The 21,531-nt window shown below is 63.9% G+C and carries 21 protein-coding genes; 15 read left to right on the top strand and 6 right to left on the bottom strand.

The window, feature by feature from the left end:
• Nucleotides 1–287: 287 nt before the first annotated feature.
• Genes pflA through RQ865_RS08625 form a run of 3 tightly spaced genes read right to left on the bottom strand, consistent with a single transcriptional unit; the run spans nucleotide 288 to nucleotide 3,504 of the window.
• The gene (gene pflA / locus RQ865_RS08635) at nucleotides 288–1,130 is read right to left on the bottom strand and encodes a pyruvate formate-lyase-activating protein (protein WP_311478859.1); all 843 of its coding nucleotides are present in this window, start codon (nucleotides 1,128–1,130) and stop codon (nucleotides 288–290) included.
• An 11-nt stretch (nucleotides 1,131–1,141) separates the two neighbouring features.
• A complete protein-coding gene (gene grcA2, locus RQ865_RS08630; RefSeq protein WP_201518253.1) occupies nucleotides 1,142–1,393 on the bottom strand; it encodes an autonomous glycyl radical cofactor GrcA2 in 252 nt (83 codons plus the stop codon).
• An 11-nt stretch (nucleotides 1,394–1,404) separates the two neighbouring features.
• Complete coding sequence (locus RQ865_RS08625) at nucleotides 1,405–3,504, bottom strand: pyruvate formate lyase family protein (protein ID WP_311478858.1); 2,100 nt, start codon at nucleotides 3,502–3,504, stop codon at nucleotides 1,405–1,407.
• Between the two features lie 161 nt (nucleotides 3,505–3,665).
• On the opposite strand from RQ865_RS08625, the gene RQ865_RS08620 reads away from it, so the two are divergent.
• The 5 genes from RQ865_RS08620 to ccsB are packed head-to-tail and all read left to right on the top strand — an operon-like array spanning nucleotide 3,666 to nucleotide 8,436.
• Nucleotides 3,666–4,301 (top strand): histidine phosphatase family protein, encoded by a 636-nt coding sequence (locus RQ865_RS08620; protein WP_201518255.1) that lies wholly within the window; start codon nucleotides 3,666–3,668, stop codon nucleotides 4,299–4,301.
• Nucleotides 4,298–4,903: a TlpA disulfide reductase family protein gene (locus RQ865_RS08615; RefSeq protein ID WP_311478857.1), complete on the top strand. Its 606-nt coding sequence runs from the start codon at nucleotides 4,298–4,300 to the stop codon at nucleotides 4,901–4,903. Before RQ865_RS08620 ends, RQ865_RS08615 begins: the two co-directional genes overlap by 4 nt.
• Nucleotides 4,903–5,757, top strand: a complete 855-nt coding sequence (locus RQ865_RS08610) for a cytochrome c biogenesis protein CcdA (RefSeq protein WP_311478862.1) — start codon at nucleotides 4,903–4,905, stop codon at nucleotides 5,755–5,757. The genes RQ865_RS08615 and RQ865_RS08610 overlap by 1 nt, the downstream gene beginning before the upstream one ends.
• Nucleotides 5,741–7,384: a cytochrome c biogenesis protein ResB gene (locus RQ865_RS08605; protein ID WP_311478855.1), complete on the top strand. Its 1,644-nt coding sequence runs from the start codon at nucleotides 5,741–5,743 to the stop codon at nucleotides 7,382–7,384. The genes RQ865_RS08610 and RQ865_RS08605 overlap by 17 nt, the downstream gene beginning before the upstream one ends.
• Nucleotides 7,381–8,436, top strand: a complete 1,056-nt coding sequence (gene ccsB, locus RQ865_RS08600; RefSeq protein WP_399521824.1) for a c-type cytochrome biogenesis protein CcsB — start codon at nucleotides 7,381–7,383, stop codon at nucleotides 8,434–8,436. The genes RQ865_RS08605 and ccsB overlap by 4 nt, the downstream gene beginning before the upstream one ends.
• 27 nt (nucleotides 8,437–8,463) lie before the next feature.
• Here the strand turns inward: ccsB and RQ865_RS08595 are convergent, their stop codons facing one another.
• Nucleotides 8,464–9,480, bottom strand: coding sequence for an o-succinylbenzoate synthase (locus RQ865_RS08595; protein ID WP_311478853.1), 1,017 nt, complete (start codon nucleotides 9,478–9,480; stop codon nucleotides 8,464–8,466).
• A 19-nt stretch (nucleotides 9,481–9,499) separates the two neighbouring features.
• Between RQ865_RS08595 and RQ865_RS08590 the strand changes: the two genes are divergently transcribed.
• The 4 genes from RQ865_RS08590 to RQ865_RS08575 are packed head-to-tail and all read left to right on the top strand — an operon-like array spanning nucleotide 9,500 to nucleotide 13,135.
• Nucleotides 9,500–9,925, top strand: a complete 426-nt coding sequence (locus RQ865_RS08590) for a hypothetical protein (protein ID WP_311478852.1) — start codon at nucleotides 9,500–9,502, stop codon at nucleotides 9,923–9,925.
• A 35-nt stretch (nucleotides 9,926–9,960) separates the two neighbouring features.
• A complete protein-coding gene (locus tag RQ865_RS08585) occupies nucleotides 9,961–10,869 on the top strand; it encodes a 1,4-dihydroxy-2-naphthoyl-CoA synthase (protein WP_311478851.1) in 909 nt (302 codons plus the stop codon).
• The gene (locus RQ865_RS08580) at nucleotides 10,869–12,134 is read left to right on the top strand and encodes an AMP-binding protein (RefSeq protein ID WP_311478850.1); all 1,266 of its coding nucleotides are present in this window, start codon (nucleotides 10,869–10,871) and stop codon (nucleotides 12,132–12,134) included. Before RQ865_RS08585 ends, RQ865_RS08580 begins: the two co-directional genes overlap by 1 nt.
• A gap of 17 nt (nucleotides 12,135–12,151) precedes the next feature.
• A complete protein-coding gene (locus RQ865_RS08575; RefSeq protein WP_311478849.1) occupies nucleotides 12,152–13,135 on the top strand; it encodes a 1,4-dihydroxy-2-naphthoate polyprenyltransferase in 984 nt (327 codons plus the stop codon).
• On the opposite strand, the gene RQ865_RS08570 is transcribed toward RQ865_RS08575, so the two are convergent.
• Nucleotides 13,132–13,548 carry a DUF4229 domain-containing protein gene (locus RQ865_RS08570; protein ID WP_311478848.1) on the bottom strand — a complete coding sequence of 139 codons (417 nt, stop codon included), beginning with the start codon at nucleotides 13,546–13,548 and terminating at the stop codon, nucleotides 13,132–13,134. The two genes, RQ865_RS08575 and RQ865_RS08570, sit on opposite strands and share 4 nt — an antisense overlap.
• A 92-nt stretch (nucleotides 13,549–13,640) precedes the next feature.
• Here RQ865_RS08570 and RQ865_RS08565 point away from each other — a divergent pair, with 92 nt between their 5' ends.
• From RQ865_RS08565 to RQ865_RS08555, 3 genes are all read left to right on the top strand, one after another.
• Nucleotides 13,641–14,066 carry a PLD nuclease N-terminal domain-containing protein gene (locus RQ865_RS08565; RefSeq protein ID WP_311478846.1) on the top strand — a complete coding sequence of 142 codons (426 nt, stop codon included), beginning with the start codon at nucleotides 13,641–13,643 and terminating at the stop codon, nucleotides 14,064–14,066.
• Nucleotides 14,063–15,943, top strand: a complete 1,881-nt coding sequence (gene menD, locus RQ865_RS08560; protein WP_311478844.1) for a 2-succinyl-5-enolpyruvyl-6-hydroxy-3-cyclohexene-1-carboxylic-acid synthase — start codon at nucleotides 14,063–14,065, stop codon at nucleotides 15,941–15,943. Before RQ865_RS08565 ends, menD begins: the two co-directional genes overlap by 4 nt.
• A gap of 71 nt (nucleotides 15,944–16,014) precedes the next feature.
• Nucleotides 16,015–16,875 (top strand): polyphosphate kinase 2 family protein, encoded by an 861-nt coding sequence (locus RQ865_RS08555; RefSeq protein WP_311478860.1) that lies wholly within the window; start codon nucleotides 16,015–16,017, stop codon nucleotides 16,873–16,875.
• 23 nt (nucleotides 16,876–16,898) lie between these two features.
• On the opposite strand, the gene RQ865_RS08550 is transcribed toward RQ865_RS08555, so the two are convergent.
• Nucleotides 16,899–18,155 carry a chorismate-binding protein gene (locus RQ865_RS08550; protein ID WP_311478842.1) on the bottom strand — a complete coding sequence of 419 codons (1,257 nt, stop codon included), beginning with the start codon at nucleotides 18,153–18,155 and terminating at the stop codon, nucleotides 16,899–16,901.
• A 105-nt stretch (nucleotides 18,156–18,260) separates the two neighbouring features.
• Between RQ865_RS08550 and ubiE the strand changes: the two genes are divergently transcribed.
• The 3 genes from ubiE to RQ865_RS08535 all read left to right on the top strand — a co-directional run bounded on the left by ubiE (nucleotide 18,261) and on the right by RQ865_RS08535 (nucleotide 21,531).
• Entirely contained in the window at nucleotides 18,261–18,989 is a 729-nt protein-coding gene (gene ubiE / locus RQ865_RS08545; RefSeq protein ID WP_311478841.1) for a bifunctional demethylmenaquinone methyltransferase/2-methoxy-6-polyprenyl-1,4-benzoquinol methylase UbiE, read from the top strand.
• Nucleotides 18,986–20,101: a polyprenyl synthetase family protein gene (locus RQ865_RS08540; protein ID WP_311478839.1), complete on the top strand. Its 1,116-nt coding sequence runs from the start codon at nucleotides 18,986–18,988 to the stop codon at nucleotides 20,099–20,101. The genes ubiE and RQ865_RS08540 overlap by 4 nt, the downstream gene beginning before the upstream one ends.
• Before the next feature lie 65 nt (nucleotides 20,102–20,166).
• Nucleotides 20,167–21,531 carry an FAD-dependent oxidoreductase gene (locus RQ865_RS08535; protein WP_311478838.1) on the top strand — a complete coding sequence of 455 codons (1,365 nt, stop codon included), beginning with the start codon at nucleotides 20,167–20,169 and terminating at the stop codon, nucleotides 21,529–21,531.

Raw genomic sequence — 21,531 nt, 5'->3', positions numbered from 1 at the left:
TGCTCGGGTGCACCGCAATAGGGGTGTCTCTGAGTGTTTTGGGTGTACCGCAGGGCAGAACGGTGGATGCACGCAGGCGGTGCGGGCGGGGTGCGCGCGGCGTTCGGGTACACCGCGGGTGCTCGGGTGCACCGCAATAGGGGTGTCTCTGAGTGTTTTGGGTGTACCGCAGGGGCAGAACGGTTGCAGATTGCGGGCACTAGCGGGAAAAAGCGCGAGTGGGATGCGCGCGGGGGATGCGCGGGAAATGGCACCGCGCGAGGGGAAGGCGAAGCGGGGAAATACCGCTAGTAAACGGTCAGGCCGCGCTCGCGGAACTGCGCGCGCACCCGCTCGAGCAGTTCAAACGACGGCGGCTCAACACCCTCGAGCTCGTATTTGCGGCCGAGCCGCTTCCACTTGTCGACACCCATCTGGTGAAACGGCAGCACCTCGGCACGCGAAAGTGTCGACCAGCGCGACATAATGTCGGCCACACGCTCAACGTTGTCGAATGCATCCGTGTAGCCGGGAACCAGCACGAAGCGGCCCCAGATCTCGGTGCCGCTCGCCGCGAGCCGGTCGCCGAACTCGATGGTGGGCGCCAGCTGGCGGGAGGTGATGCGCTCGTAAGTGGCTTCATCCCCCGACTTCACATCGAGCAGCACCAGATCGATATCCGCGAGCATCTCATCGGTGACATTGCGCCCCAAAAACCCGGATGTGTCAATGGTGGTGTGCACTCCGAGCGCTTTTGCCTCGCGCAACAGTCGAGCCGCAAACTGCGGCTGCTGCAGCACCTCACCACCCGAGAGCGTGATCCCGCCGCCGGTGGCGCTGAACACGGTGCGGTAGCGCTTGACCAGGCTGACCAGCTCACCAAGCGCCACATCCTGCCCGTCTTTTGCGTACAGCGTGTCGGGGTTGTGGCAGTAGAGACAGCGCAGCGGACATCCCGCGAAAAAGATTGTGAGACGCGTGCCCGGCCCATCTACCGCGGTGACCAGCTCCCACGAGTGAATCGAGCCGAGCTCACCAGCGCGGATTGTTGACAGCCGCTCGTGCCGTTCAAGATCGAGGTCGTCAACGCCGTCAAGGCCCGCGCCAACGCGACGCGGGCCCTGCGGCAATTCAGTGATGTTGATGGCCACGAGCGAACCGATTAGGCGTGCTGGTGGAAGGTGCGGTTGAGCACGTCACGCTGCTGCTCGGGAGTGAGCTTCACAAAGTTCACTGCATAACCCGAAACACGCACCGTCAGGTTGGGGTACTTCTCGGGGTTCTCCATGGCGTCCTCGAGCGTGTTGCGGTTCAGCACGTTGATATTGGCGTGGTAGAGACCCGACTCCATATTGTTCTCGGCGCGGTTCGCGCGCATCGAGGCGAGTCGTTCATCAAAGCTTTTAACCGACATTATTGATTCTCCTAATCCTGCATGATGAAGCCGGCGTCGAGGATGCCGACCAGGTTTTGTACGCGTTCGTCAGGGGTACGTCCCAGCCCCTGCGGGGTGATGGTGTTGGTGAGTGAGATGCCGTCGAGGGCATCGTTGTAGTCGAGCTTGCCGACGCTGAGCATCGACGCGACCATGCCGTGCGTGTCCATGGCGTTCTCGGGGTTGGCGCCCGGCGAGAACGGGGTGCCGGCCACGTGCCCTGAGGGGAACGAACCGGTGTTCTTGCCGTACACAACATTCGAGGTGATGGTCAGCACCGACTGCGTGGGGATCGCATCGCGGTACATCGGCACCTCCTTGAGCTTGCTCATGATGGTGTGCACGACAGTGGCGGCAATATCGTCAGCCCGGTCATCATCGTTGCCGTACACCGGGAACTCTCCCTCGGTGATGTAGTCAACCACGAGCCCGGTTTCGTCACGCACCGGGGTGACCTTGGCGTACTTAATTGCCGCGAGCGAGTCGGCCACGATCGACAGGCCGGCGATACCGCATCCCATGGTGCGCACGATTTCGCTGTCGTGCAGCGCCATCTCGATGGCCTCGTAGGCGTAGCGGTCGTGGCAGTAGTGGATGATGTTGAGGGCCTCAACATAGGTGCCAATAACCCAGTCGAGCATGTGCTCGTAGCGTTCCCACACATCGTCAAAGTCGAGCGGGCCGTCGCCCTGCACCGGCTCGTAGCCCTCGACGATCTGCTTACCGCTCATCTCATCGCGACCGCCGTTAATGGCGTACAGCAGTGCCTTCGCGGCGTTGACGCGGGCGCCGAAAAACTGCATCTGGCGGCCCACACGCATGGGCGAGACGCAGCAGGCGATTGCCGCGTCGTCACCCCACTGCTCGCGAATCTGACGATCGGATTCATACTGCAGTGACGAGGTTTCGATCGACACTTTCGAGCAGAAGTCTTTGTATCCCTCGGGGAGGTTTGGGTCCCAGAAGATGGTGATGTTCGGCTCGGGTGCCGGGCCGAGGCTCATCAGCGTCTGCAGTAGCCGGAACGAGGTCTTGGTGACCAGCGAGCGGCCGTCCTCACCGAAACCGGCATCTGTCCAGGTGGCCCAGTAGGGGTCGCCCGAAAAGATTTGGTCATACGAAATGGTGCGCAAAAACCGCACGATGCGCAGCTTGATCACCAGCGCATCAATGATTTCCTGGGCTTCCGATTCGGTGAGAGTGCCCTCGGCGAAGTCACGCTCAAAGTAGATGTCAAAAAATGCCGAGAGGCGGCCGAACGACATCGCGGCCCCATCCTGGCTTTTTACCGCGGCGAGGTAGGCCATATAGGTCCACTGCACCGCTTCTTTAGCGTTGCGTGCCGGGCGGCCGAGCTCGAGCCCGTACATCTCGCCCAGGTGCAGCAGCTTTTTCAGCGCCTTGATCTGCTCGGAGTGCTCTTCGCGGTAGCGGGCCCAGTGTTCGCTGAACGGCTTGTCTGCCACCGCGTCTTTGGCGTGCTGTTTTTCTTCGATCAGTGCGTCAACACCGTAGAGCGCGACGCGGCGGTAGTCACCGATGATGCGGCCGCGCCCGTAGGCGTCGGGCAGGCCGGTGATGATGTGCGAGCTGCGGGCGGCACGGATGCGCGGGGTGTAAATGTCAAAAACGGCATCGTTGTGTGTCTTGCGGTAGCGGGTGAAGATGCGCTCGACATCGGGATTGACCTCTTTGCCCGCCTCTTCGATCGCGGTGCGAACCATGCGCCAACCGCCGAACGGCATCATGGCGCGTTTGAGGGGAACATCGGTTTGCAGACCGACGATCACGTCATCGTCCTCGCTGATGTAGCCAGCGGGGAACGCATCAATATCCGAAGGGGTGTCGGTGTCGACGTCGTAAACGCGCTTGCGGCGTTCAACCGACAGATAGTCGCGCTCGAGCGTGTCCCACACGCGCAGCGTCTTTTCGGTTGGCCCCTCGAGGAAACTCGCGTCGCCATCGTAGGGTGTGTAGTTGCGCTGGATGAAATCGCGCACGTCGATCGACTCGTTCCAAACGCCCGGGGCGAAGCCTCGCCAGGCTGGTTCGGTGGTGATGTCGAGGTGAGAAAACTGCGGCTGAGTCATTGCATCACTACTCTCGTTGCGTCGTTGTGGATGCTCTGGATGGCCTCGTAAGCCCTCCGGCTCTAGTTTACGCGCTTACGGGCCGGAAATCCTTGGTAAAAAGGCGCCCCGAGCGGTGTGCATCGGATGCGTCGGCGGTGGCACATCTAGACTGCATCGGTATGCGAGAACAGCGGATTTTTTTGGTGCGTCACGGTGAGGTCGATAACCCCGACCACGTGCTGTACGAGCGGCTACCCGGCTATGGATTGAGCGATCGTGGCGCGGCCATGGCACAGCTGGCGGCCGACTACCTGGCTGGCGTCACCGAGAATCCGAAACTCGTGGTGTCGCCGCTGCAGCGCACCCGTGAGTCAATGGCGCCGATCGAACGCGCCTTCGGAGTGAGCGCTGAAGCAGATGAGCGGGTTATTGAACCGTGGAACCGGTTTGCCGGTACTCGCATCAGCACCGCGCTGAAATCGCCGCGCAATTGGCCACTGGTGCGCAACCCGCTGCGGCCGAGCTGGGGTGAGCCGTTTCGCAGCATTGCTGACCGGATGCTTACGGCACTGCGCGATCAGGCTGTCGCGGCTGCGGGGCGCGATGTTATCGTGGTTAGTCACCAACTGCCGATTTGGATGGTGCATCGCGCCGTAACACAGCAGCGGCTGGCACATCATCCGGGTCGCCGCCGCTGCGCGCTTTCGAGCGTGACGACGCTGCAGTACCACCCCGCCACCGACCTGCAGGAAATCGATTACTGCGAACCCGCAGCCGAACTGCTGGTTGGGGCCACTGACCTTGGAGCCGTGTGAACCGATACACCGCCCGCCGTATGAGCGCGGCAGCCGCCCTGCTGCTGGTCGCGGGAACGCTCGCTGGCTGTACGAATGACTCGCTCGCTGACAAGTACGCTGCTTCGGAAGAGCAGGGATATGTGGCCGGCGACGGTTCGTGGCAGGAGTTTGCTCCCGGCGAGCGTGCCGCACCGGTTGCTTATGGAGGCACCACCTCCGACGGCGCCACGATCTCGAGCGATGAGCTCGCCGGCGATGTGGTTGTGGTCAATTTTTGGTACGCCGCCTGTCCGCCCTGCCGAGCCGAGGCCGAAGATCTTGAGCAGGTGCATCAAAAATACGCTGAACAGCGGGTGCACTTCGTCGGGGTTAATGTCTACGACCAGGCCGAAACTATCAACTCGTTCAATAGCGAGTTTGGTGTGACCTACCCGTCGATTATTGATGTCAATGACGCCGAGGTGCGGCTGGCCTTCGCCGATAATGTGCCGCCGCAGGCGATCCCCTCAACCCTCGTGCTCGACCGCGAGGGGCGGGTGGCCGCGGTGATCCGCGGTGTGGCCGATCCGTCGGTGCTCGCGGCGATGATTGATCGGGTGCTCGAAGAAAACGCTGCTTGATGATTGAGGTTTTGGCGGCGTCGCCCGGCGAGATTATCGTCAGCGGGCAGCTTGTGGTGGCGCTGCCACTGGCACTTTTGGCGGGGTTGGTTTCGTTTGCATCCCCCTGCGTGCTGCCGGTGGTGCCGGCCTATCTGGGACTGATTGGCGCAACCACCGAGGGTGCGGCCGCCGAGGGCGCGGTCGCGCGTGCGGCATCGGATGCGGACAACACCGGCGCTAAAAGAAGCGCCACCAGCGCTGTGACTCAGCAGCGCGCTGAGACGCCGCAGCGCCGCGACGGCGGCCGGGTGGTGCTCGGGTCGCTGTTGTTCGTGCTCGGCTTTTCGGTGATCTACGTGATTACGGGGGCCGCTTTCGGGCAGCTCGGGGTGCTGTTTTTGCGCTGGCAAGATCCCATCACCCGAGTGCTGGGCGTACTTGTCATACTCATGGGCATCGTGTTTCTCGGCCTGGTGACCCCACTGCAGCGCACACTGCGACTGCGCGCCACCCCCGCGGGGCTCATGGGAGCACCGCTACTGGGCATGGTGTTTGGGTTGGGCTGGGCGCCGTGTTTGGGTCCGACGCTCGTGGCCATCCAATCGTTGTCGTTTCAAGAGGCGTCTGCCTGGCGTGGCGCGCTACTGGCTTTCGCCTACTGCCTTGGTTTGGGAGCGCCGTTTGTGCTCGCGGCTTTCGGCTGGCAGGCGGCGACCCGCTGGCTTGGCTGGCTGAAGCGGCATGTGCGCATCATCAATATCATCGGGGGTAGCATCCTGGTGCTCATCGGTCTGCTGATGGTGACCGGCGCCTGGAGTGCCCTCATATCGCAACTCGGAGCAGTACTTCCCGGCTATGTCACACCAATCTGATTCCGCACCCGCTGCCGAACGCTCGGCCGCGAAATCTCCGCGAGCATCCCGCGCGAACAATCCGCTGGTGCGCGGCTGGCGCAGCGCCTGGGCGTGGCTTACGAGCATGCGCACGGCACTCATTTTGCTGCTGATGCTGGCGGTTGCGGCGGTGCCCGGTTCACTTGTGCCGCAGCGTTCGAGCGACCCGAACGGCGTCACCACCTGGTTCAACGACAAGCCCGATATTGCGCCGCTGCTCGACAAGCTGCAGCTGTTCAACGTGTACACATCGTGGTGGTTTTCGGCCATCTACGTGCTGCTATTTGTGTCGCTGGTCGGCTGTATCGTGCCGCGCCTGGTGCATCACTGGAAGGCGCTGCGGTCGGCTCCGCCGCGCACCCCGGCACGACTTTCGCGTCTGGATGCGTATGCGACAGTGCGGCTGGATGAGCGCTGGGCCGGGCACGAGGCCGAGATCGTTGCGGCGGCGAAACAGGTGCTGGCACGGCGCCGCTATCGTGTCGCCGACTATGAGTCGCGCGGGGCTGTCTCGGTGTCGGCCGAGCGCGGCTATCTGCGCGAGACCGGCAACCTGCTGTTTCACGGCGGGATGCTCGGGCTGATCGTGTCGGTTGGGTTGCTTTCTGGCTTCAACTGGCACGGCCAGCGGGTGCTGGTTGAGGGGCAAACGTTCGTGAACGGCCTGGTGAGCTATTCATCCTTCAGCCCCGATCGGTTCTTCAGCCCCGATCAGCTGAAACCGTTTTCGCTGCGTCTCGAAAAACTCGACGTCACCTACGAAACCGAAGACGAGCAGCATCTTGGCCTACCGCTCGACTATGACGCGCATGTCACGGTGCAGCTGCCCGGTGAGGAACCGAGCAGACACAACGTCAAGGTCAATTCGCCCCTGCGGATCGACGGCAACGATATTTATCTGCTCGCCAACGGCTACGCCCCCACCATCACGGTGCGAAACCCCGCCGGCGAGGTGGTTTTCCGCGACTCGATCGTGTTCATTCCGCAAGACCAGTTCCTCACCTCTACCGGTGTGGTGAAGGTGCCGGATGGACTTTCGGAACAGGTGGGGATGCTCGGCTTCTTCTATCCGTCGGCGCACGAACTTGAGTCGGGCGCGTTTGCATCCGATCATCAAGACCTGCGCAACCCGCTGCTGACCCTCAATGTCTACACGGGTGATCTCGGGCTTGACACGGGTATGCCGGTGTCGGTGTATTCGCTCGACACCGAAAACCTCACTCCGATCGCGGCGCGCGACCTGGATGTGAAGCCGCTGCAATTGCATCCCGGTGAGACGGTTGAACTGCCGAACGGGCTCGGCACGATCACGATGGATGCCGAGATTCATCGCTACGCCTCATTCAATGTGCACAGCGACCACACTCGCATCCCCGGCGGTATTTTCGTGGCGCTGAGCATCCTCGGGTTGATCGGTTCGCTGCTGGTGCCGCGTCGCCGCGTGTGGGTGGCGGCCCGCGAACACGAGGGTGGTGTGATCGTCGAATATGCCGGTCTTGCCCGTGGCGAAGACCATCAGCTCGCGCGCGCGGTCAACTCGCTCGTGGACGAGCACACAGCGGTGCTTGTATCTTGGAAGGCAGACTCTCGAAGGGATCCACAGTGACACAGGTGTTGTCGGACTGGTCGGACGTTTTCGTTTACATCGCAATGGCGGTGTACGCTGTGGCGTTCGTCACGTTCACACTCGATTTTGCAATGCGCGGATCGAAATCCGCAGCCGCTGCGAAGCAGTCGTCGGCGGCAGGTGCCACGGCGCGCAGCCGCGAGCTCGTCGGCGCCGCAGTTGCTGGCGGTTCGTCAGCTGCGAGCGATGCCGGTATCACGGTGGCAAAACGTAACGACGCGGGCAGTGGTGTGAGCGCCAATCGCAGCGCTGAGCCAACGTGGAAAGACTCCAAGTCGACCAAGCTGCTGCCGGTGGCGATGGTGCTCACCGTGGCCGCCTGGGTGCTGCACCTGGTTGGCACTGTGCTGCGCGGAATTGCCGCCGCGCGAGTTCCGTGGGCCAATATGTACGAGTTTTGGCTCACCGCGACCCTGCTGATCGTGGCGGTGTTCTTGCTCGTGCAGCTGTGGCAAGACCTGCGTTTTTTGGGTGCGTTTATTACCGGATTCACCACGCTGACACTCGGCATCGCGCTCGTCACCTTCTATGTGCCGGTGGCGCCGCTGCAGCCGGCACTACAGTCGGTGTGGCTGGTCATTCACGTGTTCGTGGCAACGCTGTCAACCGGCTTTTTGGCGCTTGGTTTTGGGCTGTCGACGCTGCAGCTTTTCCAGCACGGCCGTGAGGCGCGCGTGCGCAGCGGCCGGGCCAGTGGCGGCCCGTTGACCGCTCTGCCCACCAGTGTGCGTCTCGAAGACCTGGCCTTCCGCGTCAACGTGGTGGGATTCATCCTGTGGACTTTCACGCTCGTGGCCGGTGCGATCTGGGCGGAGCGTGCCTGGGGCCGCCCGTGGGGCTGGGACACCAAGGAGGTGTGGACCTTCATCATCTGGGTGGTCTACGCCGGTTACCTGCACGCCCGCACCACGCACGGCTGGCGCGGTAAGCCCTCGGCCTGGTTGTCGATCGTGGGCTTCCTCACGGTGCTGTTCAACTTCGCCGTCGTGAACGTGTTCTTTAAGGGACTGCACGCCTACAGCGGGCTCTAACCACCGCCCACTAGCTGCACGGTCGCGCTATTGGCTGGCGGCCAGATGCTCGTAGCAGCGGGTGATGCGCTCGCGCCACCACCGCTGCTGGTCGGGTGCGGCGGCGTGCGCCGCCAGCAGCGCCGACGATGGAACGGCAGGTGCCAGCGAGATGCGGCCGCTTTCTGGCACGCGGGGATGCTCGAGCACGTCGGCAGCAAAAAGCGATACGGTGCCGAGCCCGGCGGCAAACCGTGGTTCGGGTAGCCGCGCGGCCAATTGAGCACCCATGACCGTACCCACCGAGGTTTCGAGCGCGCTCGAAACAGTGGCGGTCAGGCGCGCTTGTGCCACCACCTTGGCGGCACGGGTGATACCGCCAAGCGGCTGCACTTTCACCACCACGTGGTCGGCCGCTCCCGCGCGGGCCACTTCGAGCGGGTCGTTCGCCTTGCGCACCGACTCGTCTGCCGCGATGGGGGTGGCGATACCGAGCTCGCGTAGCCGCTCGCGCAGCTGCGCAAGTTCGGCGATTGTGGCCACTGGCTGTTCGGCATATTCCAGCTCGATACCGGCTGCGGCGATGGCAACTAATGCATCCGCTGCCGCATCCAGCGACCAGCCCCGGTTCGCATCGATTCGCATCCGCGCACCGGGAAGCGCGTCCCGCACCGCCTCGAGCCGCGCCAGATCATCACACAGCTGCTGCCCGGTTTCGGCAACTTTCACCTTGACTACCTCGCAGTTGCCAAATGGTGCGAGAACGCGCGGCACCTCGGCGGCCCTGACCGCAGGCACGGTGGCATTCACGAGCACCGAGCCCGACCCGAACCGCTGCAGCGCGGGATCGAATCCGTATTCGAGCGCCGCCGCCAACCAGGTGGATGCTTCGGGCACCCCGTATTCGAGAAACGGTGAAAACTCTGACCATACCGGTTGCCCTGCCACCGTGACGGTGCCCGTAAACAGTGCCGCTTCGCGATGCGTCACCCCGCGGAAGCGGGTGCGCAGCGGCAGCGAAACGATGTGGGTGCGGGCAAGCAATCCTGGCAGATCGATCAGCATGCGAACTATACTTGCAAGGATGACAACGATCGACCAGGCAGCTGTACAGCGCCGTCCGCAATTCCGGCACGCAGCCGAAGTGCCGGTGCCGCTGGCCGAGCAATTGCTGAACCCGCTGAGCTGGCGACTCGGTCACTGGGCGTTCTTCCTCGGCATTATGACGATGGTCGCCGATCTTATCGTGGCGCTGTATGTCTTCAACTTTTTCGGGCTCTCGCGCCAGTTTGAAATCTCAATGTGGCTGCTGGTGGGCGGGATGCTCGGTTTCGCCGCGATCACGCTGTCGCTCTACGCGGTGGTGTTCAACTCGGGCCGCGGTGTCGGTATCCCGGCATTTTTTGTGAGTTTCTTTTTCGGTGCGGCACCGGCCTGGCTGGTGGGTAACACCATCTGGCAGCTGATCATTAACGGCGGGCAGCTGCCGTACGCGCCAATCGACTGGTAGCTGGCGCGCTGGTAGTTGCCGTTACGGTAGTTGCTATGGCGCATCCGGTTTCAGACACTTTCGATCCGACCTGTTGGTGCGAGGTCGACGGTTTCGATTTCGACGACATCACCTACCACCTCGACACTTCTGGTCGAGTGGCGCGAATCGCTTTCGACCGCCCCGAGGTGCGTAACGCGTTCCGCCCGCAAACGGTGGATGAGCTCTACCGGGCCCTCGACGACGCCCGCTGCAATCCGCGGGTGGGTGTGGTGCTACTCACCGGTAACGGGCCGAGCCCGAAAGACGGCGGTTACGCGTTCTGTTCGGGTGGTGACCAGCGCATCCGCGGCCGTGACGGCTATCGCTATGCCGACGGCGAGACCGCCGATTCGATTGACGCTGCCCGCTCGGGGCGCCTCCACATCCTCGAAGTGCAGCGGTTGATTCGAACGATGCCGAAGGTCGTTATTTCGGTGGTGAACGGCTGGGCTGCTGGCGGCGGCCACTCACTGTATGTGGTGACCGATCTGACCGTCGCCTCTCGCGAGCACGCCCGTTTTAAACAGACCGACGCCGATGTGGGATCGTTCGATGCGGGCTACGGTTCGGCGTATTTCGCCAAACAGGTGGGGCAAAAGTTCGCCCGCGAGGCGTTCTTTTTAGCCGAAACCTACGATGCCCAGCGCGCCTACGAGATGGGTGCGGTGAACCGGGTGGTGCCGCATGCCGAACTCGAAACCGAGGCGCTCAAGATGGCGCAGACCATCCTGACGAAATCGCCGACCGCCATTCGGATGCTGAAGTTTGCATTCAACCTCACCGATGACGGGTTGATGGGCCAGCAGGTGTTTGCTGGTGAGGCGACGCGTCTGGCTTACGGTACCGATGAGGCGGTGGAGGGTCGCGACTCGTTTCTCGAAAAACGCGACCCAGACTGGTCGCCGTACCCCTGGCACTTCTAATGGCGCGCGAAGCCGCAACCATCGGCGGGCCGCCGGCGCTGCGCGAAATCGATTCGCGTGACGTGTCTGCGGTGATGGCAGCGCTGCGTGAAGCGCTTGCCGGCGGTGCGCCGGTGCTGCCACGCGACCGGAGCGCGGCGACTTCCGATGCGGTGACTTCCGGCGCGGATGCATCCGCCAGCAGTGCCGATCCAGCCGACGGTGATATTGCACTGGTGATTGAAACCAGTGGCTCAACCGGCACACCCAAGCGCGTCGCGCTGAGCGCGGCAGCGTTACGTGCCAGCGCCGCAGCAACCTATCGCTGGTGTGATGCGCGCGCAGGCAAGGTGCCAGAATCGCGACAGTGGCTGCTGTGCCTGCCCACCCACTACATCGCCGGGGCCCAGGTGCTGGTGCGTTCCATCCTCGCCAAAACGCAGCCCGTGGTGCTCGAGGGCAGGTTTACCGCCGACGCATTTGTGGCCGCCGCAAAGCTGCTCGCCGCAGCCGCACGCTATACGAGCCTCGTGCCGGTGCAGCTGCAGCGGCTACTCGGTGCCGCTGCCGACGACACGGCGCTTGCCGCTGACATCGACCGGGTGATGCAACGCTTTAGCGCGGTGCTCGTTGGCGGGCAGCAAACCCCGCCCGCGCAGCTTGCCGCGGCCCGCGAACGCGGCTGGCCAGTGGTAACCACCTACGGTGCCAGCGAAACCGCAGGCGGCTGCGTCTACAACGGTGAGCCGCTTCCGGGAGTGCGGGTGCGCGAAGTTGCGGGTGAGATCTGGCTCGGTGGTGACCAGCTCGCGCTCGGCTATCTCGGTGATCCTGAGCGCCAGGCACGCACTTTCGTGATCGCCGACGGTGTGCGCTGGTATCGCACGAGCGACTACGGCAGGGTCAGTGAAGTCTCGGGCCACCAACAGGTGGAGGTGCTCGGACGTATCGACCAGGTGATTATTTCGGGTGGCGAAAAAGTGCATCTGGGTGCGGTCGAACGTGCGGTGCAGGCGGTGCCGCGCTTTGAGCAGGCGGTTGCGGTGCCGGTTGCGCATCCCGAATGGGGGCAGTCGGTGGGGGTTGTGGTGCCGAACCCGGCCGCCCCTGCGGCAGCGGTGGCTTCCGTTCCGGCAGCGGTGCGAGACGCCTGCGCGCCACTTGGGCGGGCCGCGCGCGTGGCCCTGCTGGTTGAGTTACCGGCACTTCCGCGGCTGAGCAGCGGCAAACCCGATCGCCAGCAGCTTGAGCGAATCGCTGGCGAGCACGCCGATTTTTGTGACTGAGTGCGACAATCGTTGCCGTGAGTAAACGCAGCCAGCAAAACAAGCACAACCCCACCCAGCGCAAACGCCACGTCGAAACGGCAGCCGATCAGGGGCCGGTGACCATCGGCGATTGGATCGAGGGCGCCCGGCTACGAACCCTCCCGCTGGCCGCCGTGCCCGTGCTGCTCGGTACGGCCGCGGCACTGGCAGCTGCCCCCGGCGAGTATCACTGGGTGCGGGCGCTCGCGGCGCTCGCGGTGGCGCTGCTGCTGCAGATCGGCGTGAACTACGCGAACGACTACTCTGACGGGATCCGGGGCACTGACGACTACCGGCAGGGGCCACCGCGGCTGACCGGTTCGGGGCGCGTTGCCCCCAAGCTGGTGCGCAATGTGGCGTTTGGCTGCTTCGCGGCAGCCGGGCTGGTGGGTATCGCGCTGTGTGCCGTCACCCAGCAGTGGTGGCTGCTCGGGGTGGGTGCGGTGTGCATCCTGGCGGCCTGGTTCTACACCGGTGGTAAGCGTCCCTACGGTTACTACGGGCTTGGCGAAGTGTTCGTGTTCGTTTTCTTCGGGCTTGTGGCGACTGTGGGCACCACCTATGTGCAGATTCTCACCGTGCCCGAAGACACCTGGATTTTGGCGGCGGCTGCGGGGCTGTTCTCGTGTGCCGTGCTGATGATCAACAATGTGCGCGATATTGAACAGGATGCGGTTGCGGGCAAACGCACGCTGGCAGTGCTGATCGGCGATATTCCGGCGCGCATCACCTTTGCGGTGATGACCGTGCTGCCGTTTGCCGCGACCGTGATGTTCGGGCTGCTGTACCCGCGGGTGTATCTGTCGCTGTTTTCGCTGCTGATCCTCGTTCCGGCGATCATCATTGGGCTCACCGGCCGCACCGCGCGAGAGCTGGTGTTGGCGCTTAAACTCACCTCGCTGGGCTCGCTGGCCTGGGCGATTTTGATGGCGATCGGCATCGTGGTGCCGTTTATGCAGTTTGCGCCGATGCCATACTAGCGAGCCTGGTCGCTCGGCTCAGCGTCGTCGCTCGTGTCGAGGTGGTCAGCAGTCACGGTCGATTCCGCCTCAGTCGACTCAGCGCTCGCAATCGACTCGGCGCTCTCAGCGGTCTCGTTCGGCTCGTCTCGAGCCGCCTCGTATTCGTCGAGTAGCGCATCCTCTTCAACGTCGGCGGCAGTGCGCTGGTCGCCGTCTTTGGCTCGGCGGGCGGCCAACTGCTCGGCCATCACCGCACGCGGTTTCGCCAAGAAAATCTGCGAAATACTCGCGCTCACCAAGACACCCGCGACGATACCGACGACCCAGTTCCACTCCCAATCGGGCAGGATGAGCATGATCACAACAAACGGCACAACAAAGCTGCCGAGCCGGGTGATGGTGTAGATAATCCAAGCGCGAGTCGCGGTCATGCTGGCAAGTCTACGCGGCCGCCTCGACGGTGTTCGCTGCCGCGACCGAAGGGTGACGGATGCATCCAGGCGGCTACTCGTAGACTGACGGCATGATTCGTGGTCTTATTGTGGTCGCTGTTGTGGTCGCCGTGCTGACGGTGTACTCGGTCGTCGACTGCGCCATGACCGATGCACGACGCACCAAAGTTTTCCAGAAACCAATCTGGCTGATTGTCATCCTGTTTCTACCGGTTGTGGGTGCGCTGCTGTGGATGTTCATGGGTAAGCAGTCTTCCGAAGCCCGAGCGCGGCCGATCGGGCCGGATGAAGATGTCGCCTACCTCGATCAGCTGCGACGCGAAACCGAACACGATGCGCGCATCCGTGAACTTGAAGAACAGATGCGCCAGCTCGATGCCGAGATCGACCAGGCCCGGCGCGAAACCATGAAAAACCATCCGTCAACTATCGACCAGCAGCCCACCGACGACGAACAGGGTAGCGACGATGCGGGCGACGAGGCCAAGCATTCATGACAGTACCCGCCGTGGCCGCGGCAGTGGCCGTGCTCACCGCGGCCACCGAACGCGTGCATGATGTCGTGGTGTGCCCGGGGTCTCGTTCGCAGGCCCTCGCACTGGTTGCCGCAAAACTCGAACAGCTCGGCACGATACGACTGCATGTGCGTCTCGATGAACGCGCGGCGGCGTTTTTCGCACTCGGGCTCGCCCGCGAATCACAGCGGCCAGTTCCGGTGATCGTCACCTCGGGTACGGCGGTTGCCAATCTGCACCCCGCAATGCTCGAAGCGCACCACGCCGGTGTGCCGCTCGTGGCCATCACCGCCGACCGGCCTGCCGAACTGGTGGGCACCGGTGCCAACCAGACAACAACCCAGCCCGGTATTTTCGGGCCGCTTTTACCCACGCGGTCGCTATCGGCGCCCAGTGAGGCCGACGCTGCCAACAACTTCGCCGCCTGGCGAACCCTCGGCGAGCAGATCTCCCACACCCGCATCCCGCTGCACTGCAACCTGGCGATGCGCGAACCGCTCTCGGGTGCGGTTCCCGAGCTGTCGACCCCCAATCGATTCCGCCGCGCTGCAGAGCCTGCCGAACACGATCTTCCCGAGCATGGTGACCGGCGCATCCATTTCGGCACCGGGCCGCGCGGGCTCAGCGACAAACTGGCCGCAGCCATCACCCGTGAGCTGGCGCACGGCTCCGAAAACCGCCCGCCTGTAACTGTCTCTCAAACTGCGGCCGATCCCGAACGCATCCTCGAAATTGACCCGGCCGACTATCCGCGCGCCATCGTAATCGCCGGCGACCGCGCCGGAGCAGAGCCCGAACGCACCGCCCGCAAGGGCGGCTGGCCGCTCATCGCCGAGGTGTCGAGCGGCGCGCGATACGGCCGAAACCTGGTGGTGGCCTATCGTGACCTGCTCGGCGCAAACAGCCCCATTCCGGGGCTGCGCGACAGCATCGACCTGGTGATCGTGTACGGGCACCCCACTCTCAGCCGCGAAACCACGGCGCTCATGCAGCGCCCCAATGTGCGCGTGCTGGTGGTAGAAGATTCGGCCGCACCACCGCTGCGCCCCGGCGGAGAAGAACATTTCGACCGGGTGAAAGTGACAGCCTTCGCGGCAACGCAGCTACTCTCCCGTGGCGAGGCGATGGAGCTGCGAGCCGAAGCCGACCAGTGGTTGCAGGGCTGGCTGCACGCATCCCGCGAACTCGAACGCGCTCGCGATACCGACCCCGAAGCGCCAGATATTGCGGCCTCACGCAGCAGCGACTCGCGTGAGCGGGCACGCTTTGGTCGCGCCGAGCTGGCCGTGTCTCGCGAACCGGTGCACCGGCGGCTGCTGGCGGATGCGGTGTGGCGGGTCACCTGGCCCCACGACCGGCTCGTGGTGGCGGCATCGCGGCTGATTCGTGACCTCGACGGGCAGGTTGCGGGTAAACGCATCCGGGTGCACGCCAACCGCGGGCTCGCCGGCATCGACGGCACGATTGCCACCGCGCTCGGTGTGGCCACAGCCAGCCAGTTCGGTGATGATGAGCGGGCCGCAACCGGCACCACTCGGTTGCTGATTGGCGATATCGCCTTTGCCTACGATGCCGCGTCGCTGCTGGTGGGGCAGGGCGGTGAACCGGCACCGCGGATGCAGATCATCGTCGGGGTTGACGGCGGCGGCAGCCTGTTCGACAGTCTCGAGGTGCGGGATACGGCCGAGGCAGCCGCCTATGAGCGGGTGCAGTTCACGCCACTGAGCTTCGATATCGAGGCGGTTGCCAGGGCCTACGGTTGGGAGTATGAACTCGCTAACACCCGCGGCAAACTTGAAGCGGCACTGACCGATCAGCGTTCGATGCGCAAGATCATTGCCGTGCCGCTTCCGCGCTAACGACTCTGCACGCTTCCAGGCTGACTCGGTGCCGCACTGCCTAGAATTGCGGGGTGGGTAAGAAAAAAGGCATGGATGTTCCCGTCGATCTTTCGCAGCTGGGTCAGCTCGAGGTGAGGGCCGGATTCTGCCTGGCCGATATCGACCCCGACTCGACCCCGGGATTCACTGGCACCAATGCCAAGCTCGAAGGGCAGCAGCTGTTCAGCGCTCGCGACGCCGAAATGGCTGATCTGCAAGAGCGCATGTACGCGCGTGCGCGTGCCGGTCTTGCCGACGCTCCCAGCCTGCTCGTGGTGCTGCAGGGGATGGACGCGGCCGGTAAGGGCGGCATCGTACGGCACGTGTTTGGGTCGGTTGACCCGCAGGGGCTGCAGATCGCCTCGTTTAAGGCCCCCACCGAAGAAGAGCTGCAGCACGACTTTCTTTGGCGCATCCGCAAACAGCTCCCGAAGCCCGGCCGTATCGGAGTGTTTGACCGTTCACACTACGAGGATGTGCTGGTGCAGCGGGTGCACCAGTATGCGCCCGCCGACGAGATCGATCGGCGTTACGGCGCAATCGTGAAGTTTGAGCGCGAACTGGTCGACTCGGGCACCCGGGTGCTCAAGTTCATGCTGCACATCGACCGCGATGAGCAGGCGAAGCGGTTGCTCGAACGAATCGACCGCCCCGACAAGCACTGGAAGTACAACCCCGGCGATATCGATGATCGCGCCCGCTGGGATGACTATGCCGAGGCCTACCAGATCGCGCTCGAACGCACTTCGACGCCGGTCGCGCCCTGGTATGTCATTCCGGCCAATAAGAAGTGGTATGCGCGGCTGGCGGTGAAAAGCATCGTGCAAAACGAGCTGCGCCGAATCGACCCGCAGTGGCCCGAAGCGAGCTTCGATCAGCAGATCGAGCGCGAGCGGCTAGCACAGTCGTAGCCAGTGTCGGACGAATCGAGGTTTCATCCCCCGAGCGCCGCGCGAATCGGGGCGAGCTTCACCTCGGTTTCGAGCCACTCATCGTCTGGCTGGGAGGCGGCCATGATGCCGCCGCCCGAGAAGGCCACCACTTCACCCCCGGTCGCAAACTGCGCGCCGCGCAGCGCCACCACCCACTCGCCATCACCCGCTGCCGACACCCAACCGGTGGGGCCGGCGTAGCGGCCACGGTCGCATCCCTCAAGTTTACGGATGGTGTTCATGGCCTCGGCAGTGGGGGTGCCGCCCACAGCAGCGGTTGGATGCAGCGCCTCAACCAGGTCGAGCGGGCTCGCCCCCGCGGGCATCCGTCCCCGCAGATCGCTCGCCAGATGCCACACATTCGGCAGTTGCAAAAGGAACGGTTCGGGAGAAGCGGTGAGCCCGCCGGCGGGGTCATCATGCGAGTCGAGGCGGTCGAGCGAGGCGAGTGCCGATTCGACCGCGAAGCGGTGCTCGGCACGGTTTTTTGCCGATACCCGCAGCGCCTCACTGGCCGCCGCATCCGAACCCGCATCGGTGCCGCGCGGTGCGGTGCCGGCGAGCACGCGCGCAGCCACCTCACCATCGAGCACCCGCACGAGCATCTCGGGGCTGGCGCCGAGCATTCCGGCAACCGCGTAAATCCAGGTGTCGTTGTAGCTCTCTTCGAACCGGTAGAGCGGGTGCCGCAGGTCGGCATCGGCGCGGATGCGGCCGACCGCCTGGCGGGCAACCACCACTTTCTGCAGCTGGCCGCGGCGGATGCGGGTGATTGCCTGTTCGACCGCCGACCGATGCCTCTCACGCTCACCAGTAGGTGCCACGAGTTCGCAGCTGGCATCGGGGCCGAGCGGCTGCGCTAGTGGCAGCTTCGCGGCTATCGGCGCCGCCGCCGCGCTGATCTGCGTAATAAAAGTGCGACCATCGCGCCGACCAACAATGATCTCGGGCACCACCACAACTGATGGTGCTGCATCGCGGTCATCAAAATTGAACGAGCCGAACGCCACCAGGCCGCTGCCGGGCAGCTGCACCGCATCATCAACGCTCGCGGCTGCGGTGAGCTTCGCAAACCACTGTCGAGCCTGTGCAATCTGGCCGGTCGACGAAAACTCGGCCCGCACGGCAACACCGCGGCCCACCACCCCCTCGCCGCGCCGCACCATCACCAGGGGGTGCTGCGCATCCGCAAATTGCAGCAGTTCGGCCGCCGAATCAATGGGCCGCGACACGACGCGCAGCTGCGGTAACTCATCCATCACCCTCCAGAGTATCGGCCGAGCCCGGTCATCCGGCACGCGGTTCGCAACCGGCCGAGATCACCACCGGCGCGACCACGCACGCGGACACGTAGGATGGACAGCATGAATCACGTCGATCTTGAGAAACGGCCGGACGAAGTCTCGGCGATGTTTGACCGCGTCTCGACTCGATACGACCTCACGAACGACGTGCTGAGCCTCGGCGTCACCCCCTATTGGCGCCGTCGCACCCGCGAAGCAATCGACCCCAAACCGGGCGATCTCATCCTCGACGTCGCTGCCGGCACCGGCACCGTCTCGCGCATCCTCGCCGACCATGGTGCCTCGGTAGTTGCACTCGATTTCTCGGCCGGCATGATCGGCGAGGCGCGTCGCCGCCACGGCGGCCACCCGACGATCGAGTTCTTGCAGGGCGACGCCACACAGCTACCCTTCCCCGACAACACCTTCGACACCACCACGGTGAGTTTCGGGCTGCGCAATGTGCAAGAACCCAAGCGGGCGCTGGCCGAAATGTATCGGGTGACCAAACCCGGCGGCAAGATCGTCATCTGCGAGTTTTCAACGCCCCCGAACCCGGCCTTCGCGAAGCTCTACGACTGGTACATGTCAACGGTTCGCCCCGTCGTGGTTAGCGTCGTTTCGAGCGACCCGGAAGCCTACGAGTATCTCTTCGACTCAATCAAGGCGTGGCCCAATCAGCGCGAGCTTGCAGGCTGGTTGCGAGAAGCTGGCTACCAGAAGGTTGCCCACCGCAATCTCGCCTACGGAATTGCCGCACTGCACCGCGGCGTGAAGCCCACTAACCGCAGCCAGGAGCCTACCGAGTGAGCCACACTTCAGCGGCGCGTCGTCCCGCACACAGCACCGTAGGGGCGGGGTTTGCCAAGCAGCTTTTCGCAAAACCCGCCGAGCGGCGTCTCAAATCGACGCTCGAAACCGGCTTGGAGCGCGTTGAACAGGTTTTGCAAGAAGAGGTGCGTTTTGCCGACGAAGTGGCGCAGGTTACCGCCACCTATCTGCTCAACGCGGGAGGCAAACGACTGCGGCCAATGCTGCTGCTACTCACGGCACAGCTGGGGCCCGAATCAGCCACGCCCGAGATCCATCGGGCCGCCGCGGCAATCGAAATCACACACTTGGCTTCGCTCTACCACGACGATGTGATGGATGAGGCGACCCTTCGTCGCGGGGTGACCGCCGCGCATCTGCGCTGGTCAAACTCCACCGCGATTCTCGCCGGTGACCTACTGTTTGCTCGCTCGTCGCAGATTTTCTCGGCGCTTGGCACCGAAGCCATTCAGTTGCAGGCCGAAGTGTTTGAGCGCCTGGTGCTCGGGCAGATGCGCGAAACCATCGGGCCGCGTGAGGGTGACGACCGCATCGCACACTATCTGCAAGTGCTCGCCGATAAGACCGGCTCGCTGATCTCTGCGGCGGCCCGGCTGGGGGTCATGATCTCGGGCGCGCCGCGCGAATATGAAGACGCGATGCACCGGTTCGGTGAGGGCGTGGGCATTGCCTTCCAGCTGGTCGATGACGTTATCGACCTATCGCCAGAGAGCACCAAGACCGGTAAACTCGCCGGCACCGACCTGCGTGCCGGTGTTGAAACGCTGCCGGTGCTACTGCTCGAAAAGCGCAGCGAAGCGGGCGATGCTGAGGCCAGTGACCTGCTGCACCGCATCCGCACCCGCGTGGCGGGCACCGCACCCGGTAGTGCCGACCCGACACTCTCGCGCTGCGAGGCCGTCGAATCAGACCCCGCCGAGGTGGATGCGATCGTCGCCGAACTGCGTGACCACCCAGTCACTGCCGAGACGGTTGATGCCGCACACGAGTATGTGCACCGCGCGGTTGATGCGCTCGAGCTGCTGCCGAGCGGTGTGGTGCGAGAAGCACTGCGTGAATTCGCCACGCGCCTGGTAGAACGAGACTTTTAGGGCGGCGCCCGGTGCATCCGGGCCGCAACCCGTACGAACTGAACACGCACTGAAAGGGAAAGACAGTGGCAACGCTTCGAGTAGCTGTAGTTGGTGCCGGCCCCGCTGGAATTTACGCCAGCGACATCTTGCTGAAAGAGGCCGAGGCGGCACACGAGGTGTCGATCGACCTATTCGACCGGCTCCCGGCACCGTACGGCCTGGTTCGCTATGGTGTCGCCCCCGACCATCCGCGCATCAAGGGTGTGGTGAACGGGCTGCGTGAGGTGCTCGACACCGGTCGCATCCGCATCTTCGGCAATGTTGATTTCGGCACCGACCTCACCCTCGACGATCTGCGCAGCCGCTACCACGCGGTGATCTTCGCCACCGGCGCCAGTCGCGACGCCCACCTCGACATTCCCGGAATCGACGCCGAGGGTTCGTTCGGCGCCGCCGATTTCGTGCACTGGTACGACGGACACCCCGACCACCCGCGCGAATGGCCGCTTGACGCCGAATCGGTGGCCGTTATCGGTAACGGCAACGTGGCGCTCGACGTGGCCCGGATGCTCGCCAAACACCCCGACGACCTTATGCCCACCGAGATTCCCGCGAATGTTGAAGCGGGTCTGCGCGCATCCAAGGTCACCGATGTGCACGTGTTTGGCCGCCGCGGCCCGTTGCAGGTGAAGTTCACGCCGCTCGAATTGCGTGAGCTTGGCGAGGTGCCCGACGTTGACGTGATTATCGACGAGGCCGATTTCGACCGCGACCCCGAGGCCGACGCCGAGTCGCTGAAAAACAAGCAGCGCCTGGTGATCAACCGCATCTTTGGCCAATGGCGTCAGGCGGCGAGCGAACCGCGCACGGCGTCGCGCCGCCTACACCTGCACTTTTGGGCCAAACCCAGCGAGGTGCTCACCGACGAGAACGGTCGCGTGCGGGCGCTGCGCGTAGAGCGCAACAACCCCAACGGTGACGGCGGCGTTGTGGGTTCGGGTGAGTTCACCGAGGTGCCGGTGGGGCAGGTCTACCGTGCGGTGGGCTATTTTGGTTCGCCACTGGACGAGGTGCCCTTCGATGAAACCCGCGGGGTGATCCCCAACGAGGGTGGCGTTGTCATCGACGCGGCCAGTGAAAAAGTGCCGGGGCTGTACGCCACCGGTTGGATCAAGCGCGGCCCAGTGGGGCTGATCGGCCACACCAAATCGGATGCGAAAGAAACGATCGCCAACCTGCTCGGTAACCCCGAGCACTGGTGGCAGCCGACCGATACCGATATCGACTCGATCGTGAAACTGCTTGCCGAACGCAGTGTGCCGGTGACCGACCTCGACGGCTGGCACCGCCTGGATGCACACGAACGTCAGCTCGGTGAAGCTGCCGGACGTGAACGCATCAAGGTGGTCGACCGCGACGAGATGACGCGGATTTCTCGCGGCGAATAG

Source organism: uncultured Gulosibacter sp. (assembly GCF_963509965.1).
Taxonomy (GTDB): Bacteria; Actinomycetota; Actinomycetes; order Actinomycetales; family Microbacteriaceae; genus Gulosibacter.
The sequence above is the reverse complement of the archived record's forward strand: the minus strand, read 5'-3'. Positions and strand labels throughout refer to the sequence as shown.

Coding starts and splice junctions, on each gene's coding strand:
- grcA2 (WP_201518253.1), bottom strand. CDS start 1,393: ATGTCGGTTAAAAGCTTTGATGAACGACTCGCCTCGATGCGCGCGAAC.
- RQ865_RS08625 (WP_311478858.1), bottom strand. CDS start 3,504: ATGACTCAGCCGCAGTTTTCTCACCTCGACATCACCACCGAACCAGCC.
- RQ865_RS08620 (WP_201518255.1), top strand. CDS start 3,666: ATGCGAGAACAGCGGATTTTTTTGGTGCGTCACGGTGAGGTCGATAAC.
- RQ865_RS08610 (WP_311478862.1), top strand. CDS start 4,903: ATGATTGAGGTTTTGGCGGCGTCGCCCGGCGAGATTATCGTCAGCGGG.
- RQ865_RS08605 (WP_311478855.1), top strand. CDS start 5,741: ATGTCACACCAATCTGATTCCGCACCCGCTGCCGAACGCTCGGCCGCG.
- RQ865_RS08595 (WP_311478853.1), bottom strand. CDS start 9,480: ATGCTGATCGATCTGCCAGGATTGCTTGCCCGCACCCACATCGTTTCG.
- RQ865_RS08590 (WP_311478852.1), top strand. CDS start 9,500: ATGACAACGATCGACCAGGCAGCTGTACAGCGCCGTCCGCAATTCCGG.
- RQ865_RS08585 (WP_311478851.1), top strand. CDS start 9,961: ATGGCGCATCCGGTTTCAGACACTTTCGATCCGACCTGTTGGTGCGAG.
- RQ865_RS08580 (WP_311478850.1), top strand. CDS start 10,869: ATGGCGCGCGAAGCCGCAACCATCGGCGGGCCGCCGGCGCTGCGCGAA.
- RQ865_RS08570 (WP_311478848.1), bottom strand. CDS start 13,548: ATGACCGCGACTCGCGCTTGGATTATCTACACCATCACCCGGCTCGGC.
- RQ865_RS08565 (WP_311478846.1), top strand. CDS start 13,641: ATGATTCGTGGTCTTATTGTGGTCGCTGTTGTGGTCGCCGTGCTGACG.
- menD (WP_311478844.1), top strand. CDS start 14,063: ATGACAGTACCCGCCGTGGCCGCGGCAGTGGCCGTGCTCACCGCGGCC.
- RQ865_RS08555 (WP_311478860.1), top strand. CDS start 16,015: ATGGATGTTCCCGTCGATCTTTCGCAGCTGGGTCAGCTCGAGGTGAGG.
- RQ865_RS08550 (WP_311478842.1), bottom strand. CDS start 18,155: ATGGATGAGTTACCGCAGCTGCGCGTCGTGTCGCGGCCCATTGATTCG.
- ubiE (WP_311478841.1), top strand. CDS start 18,261: ATGAATCACGTCGATCTTGAGAAACGGCCGGACGAAGTCTCGGCGATG.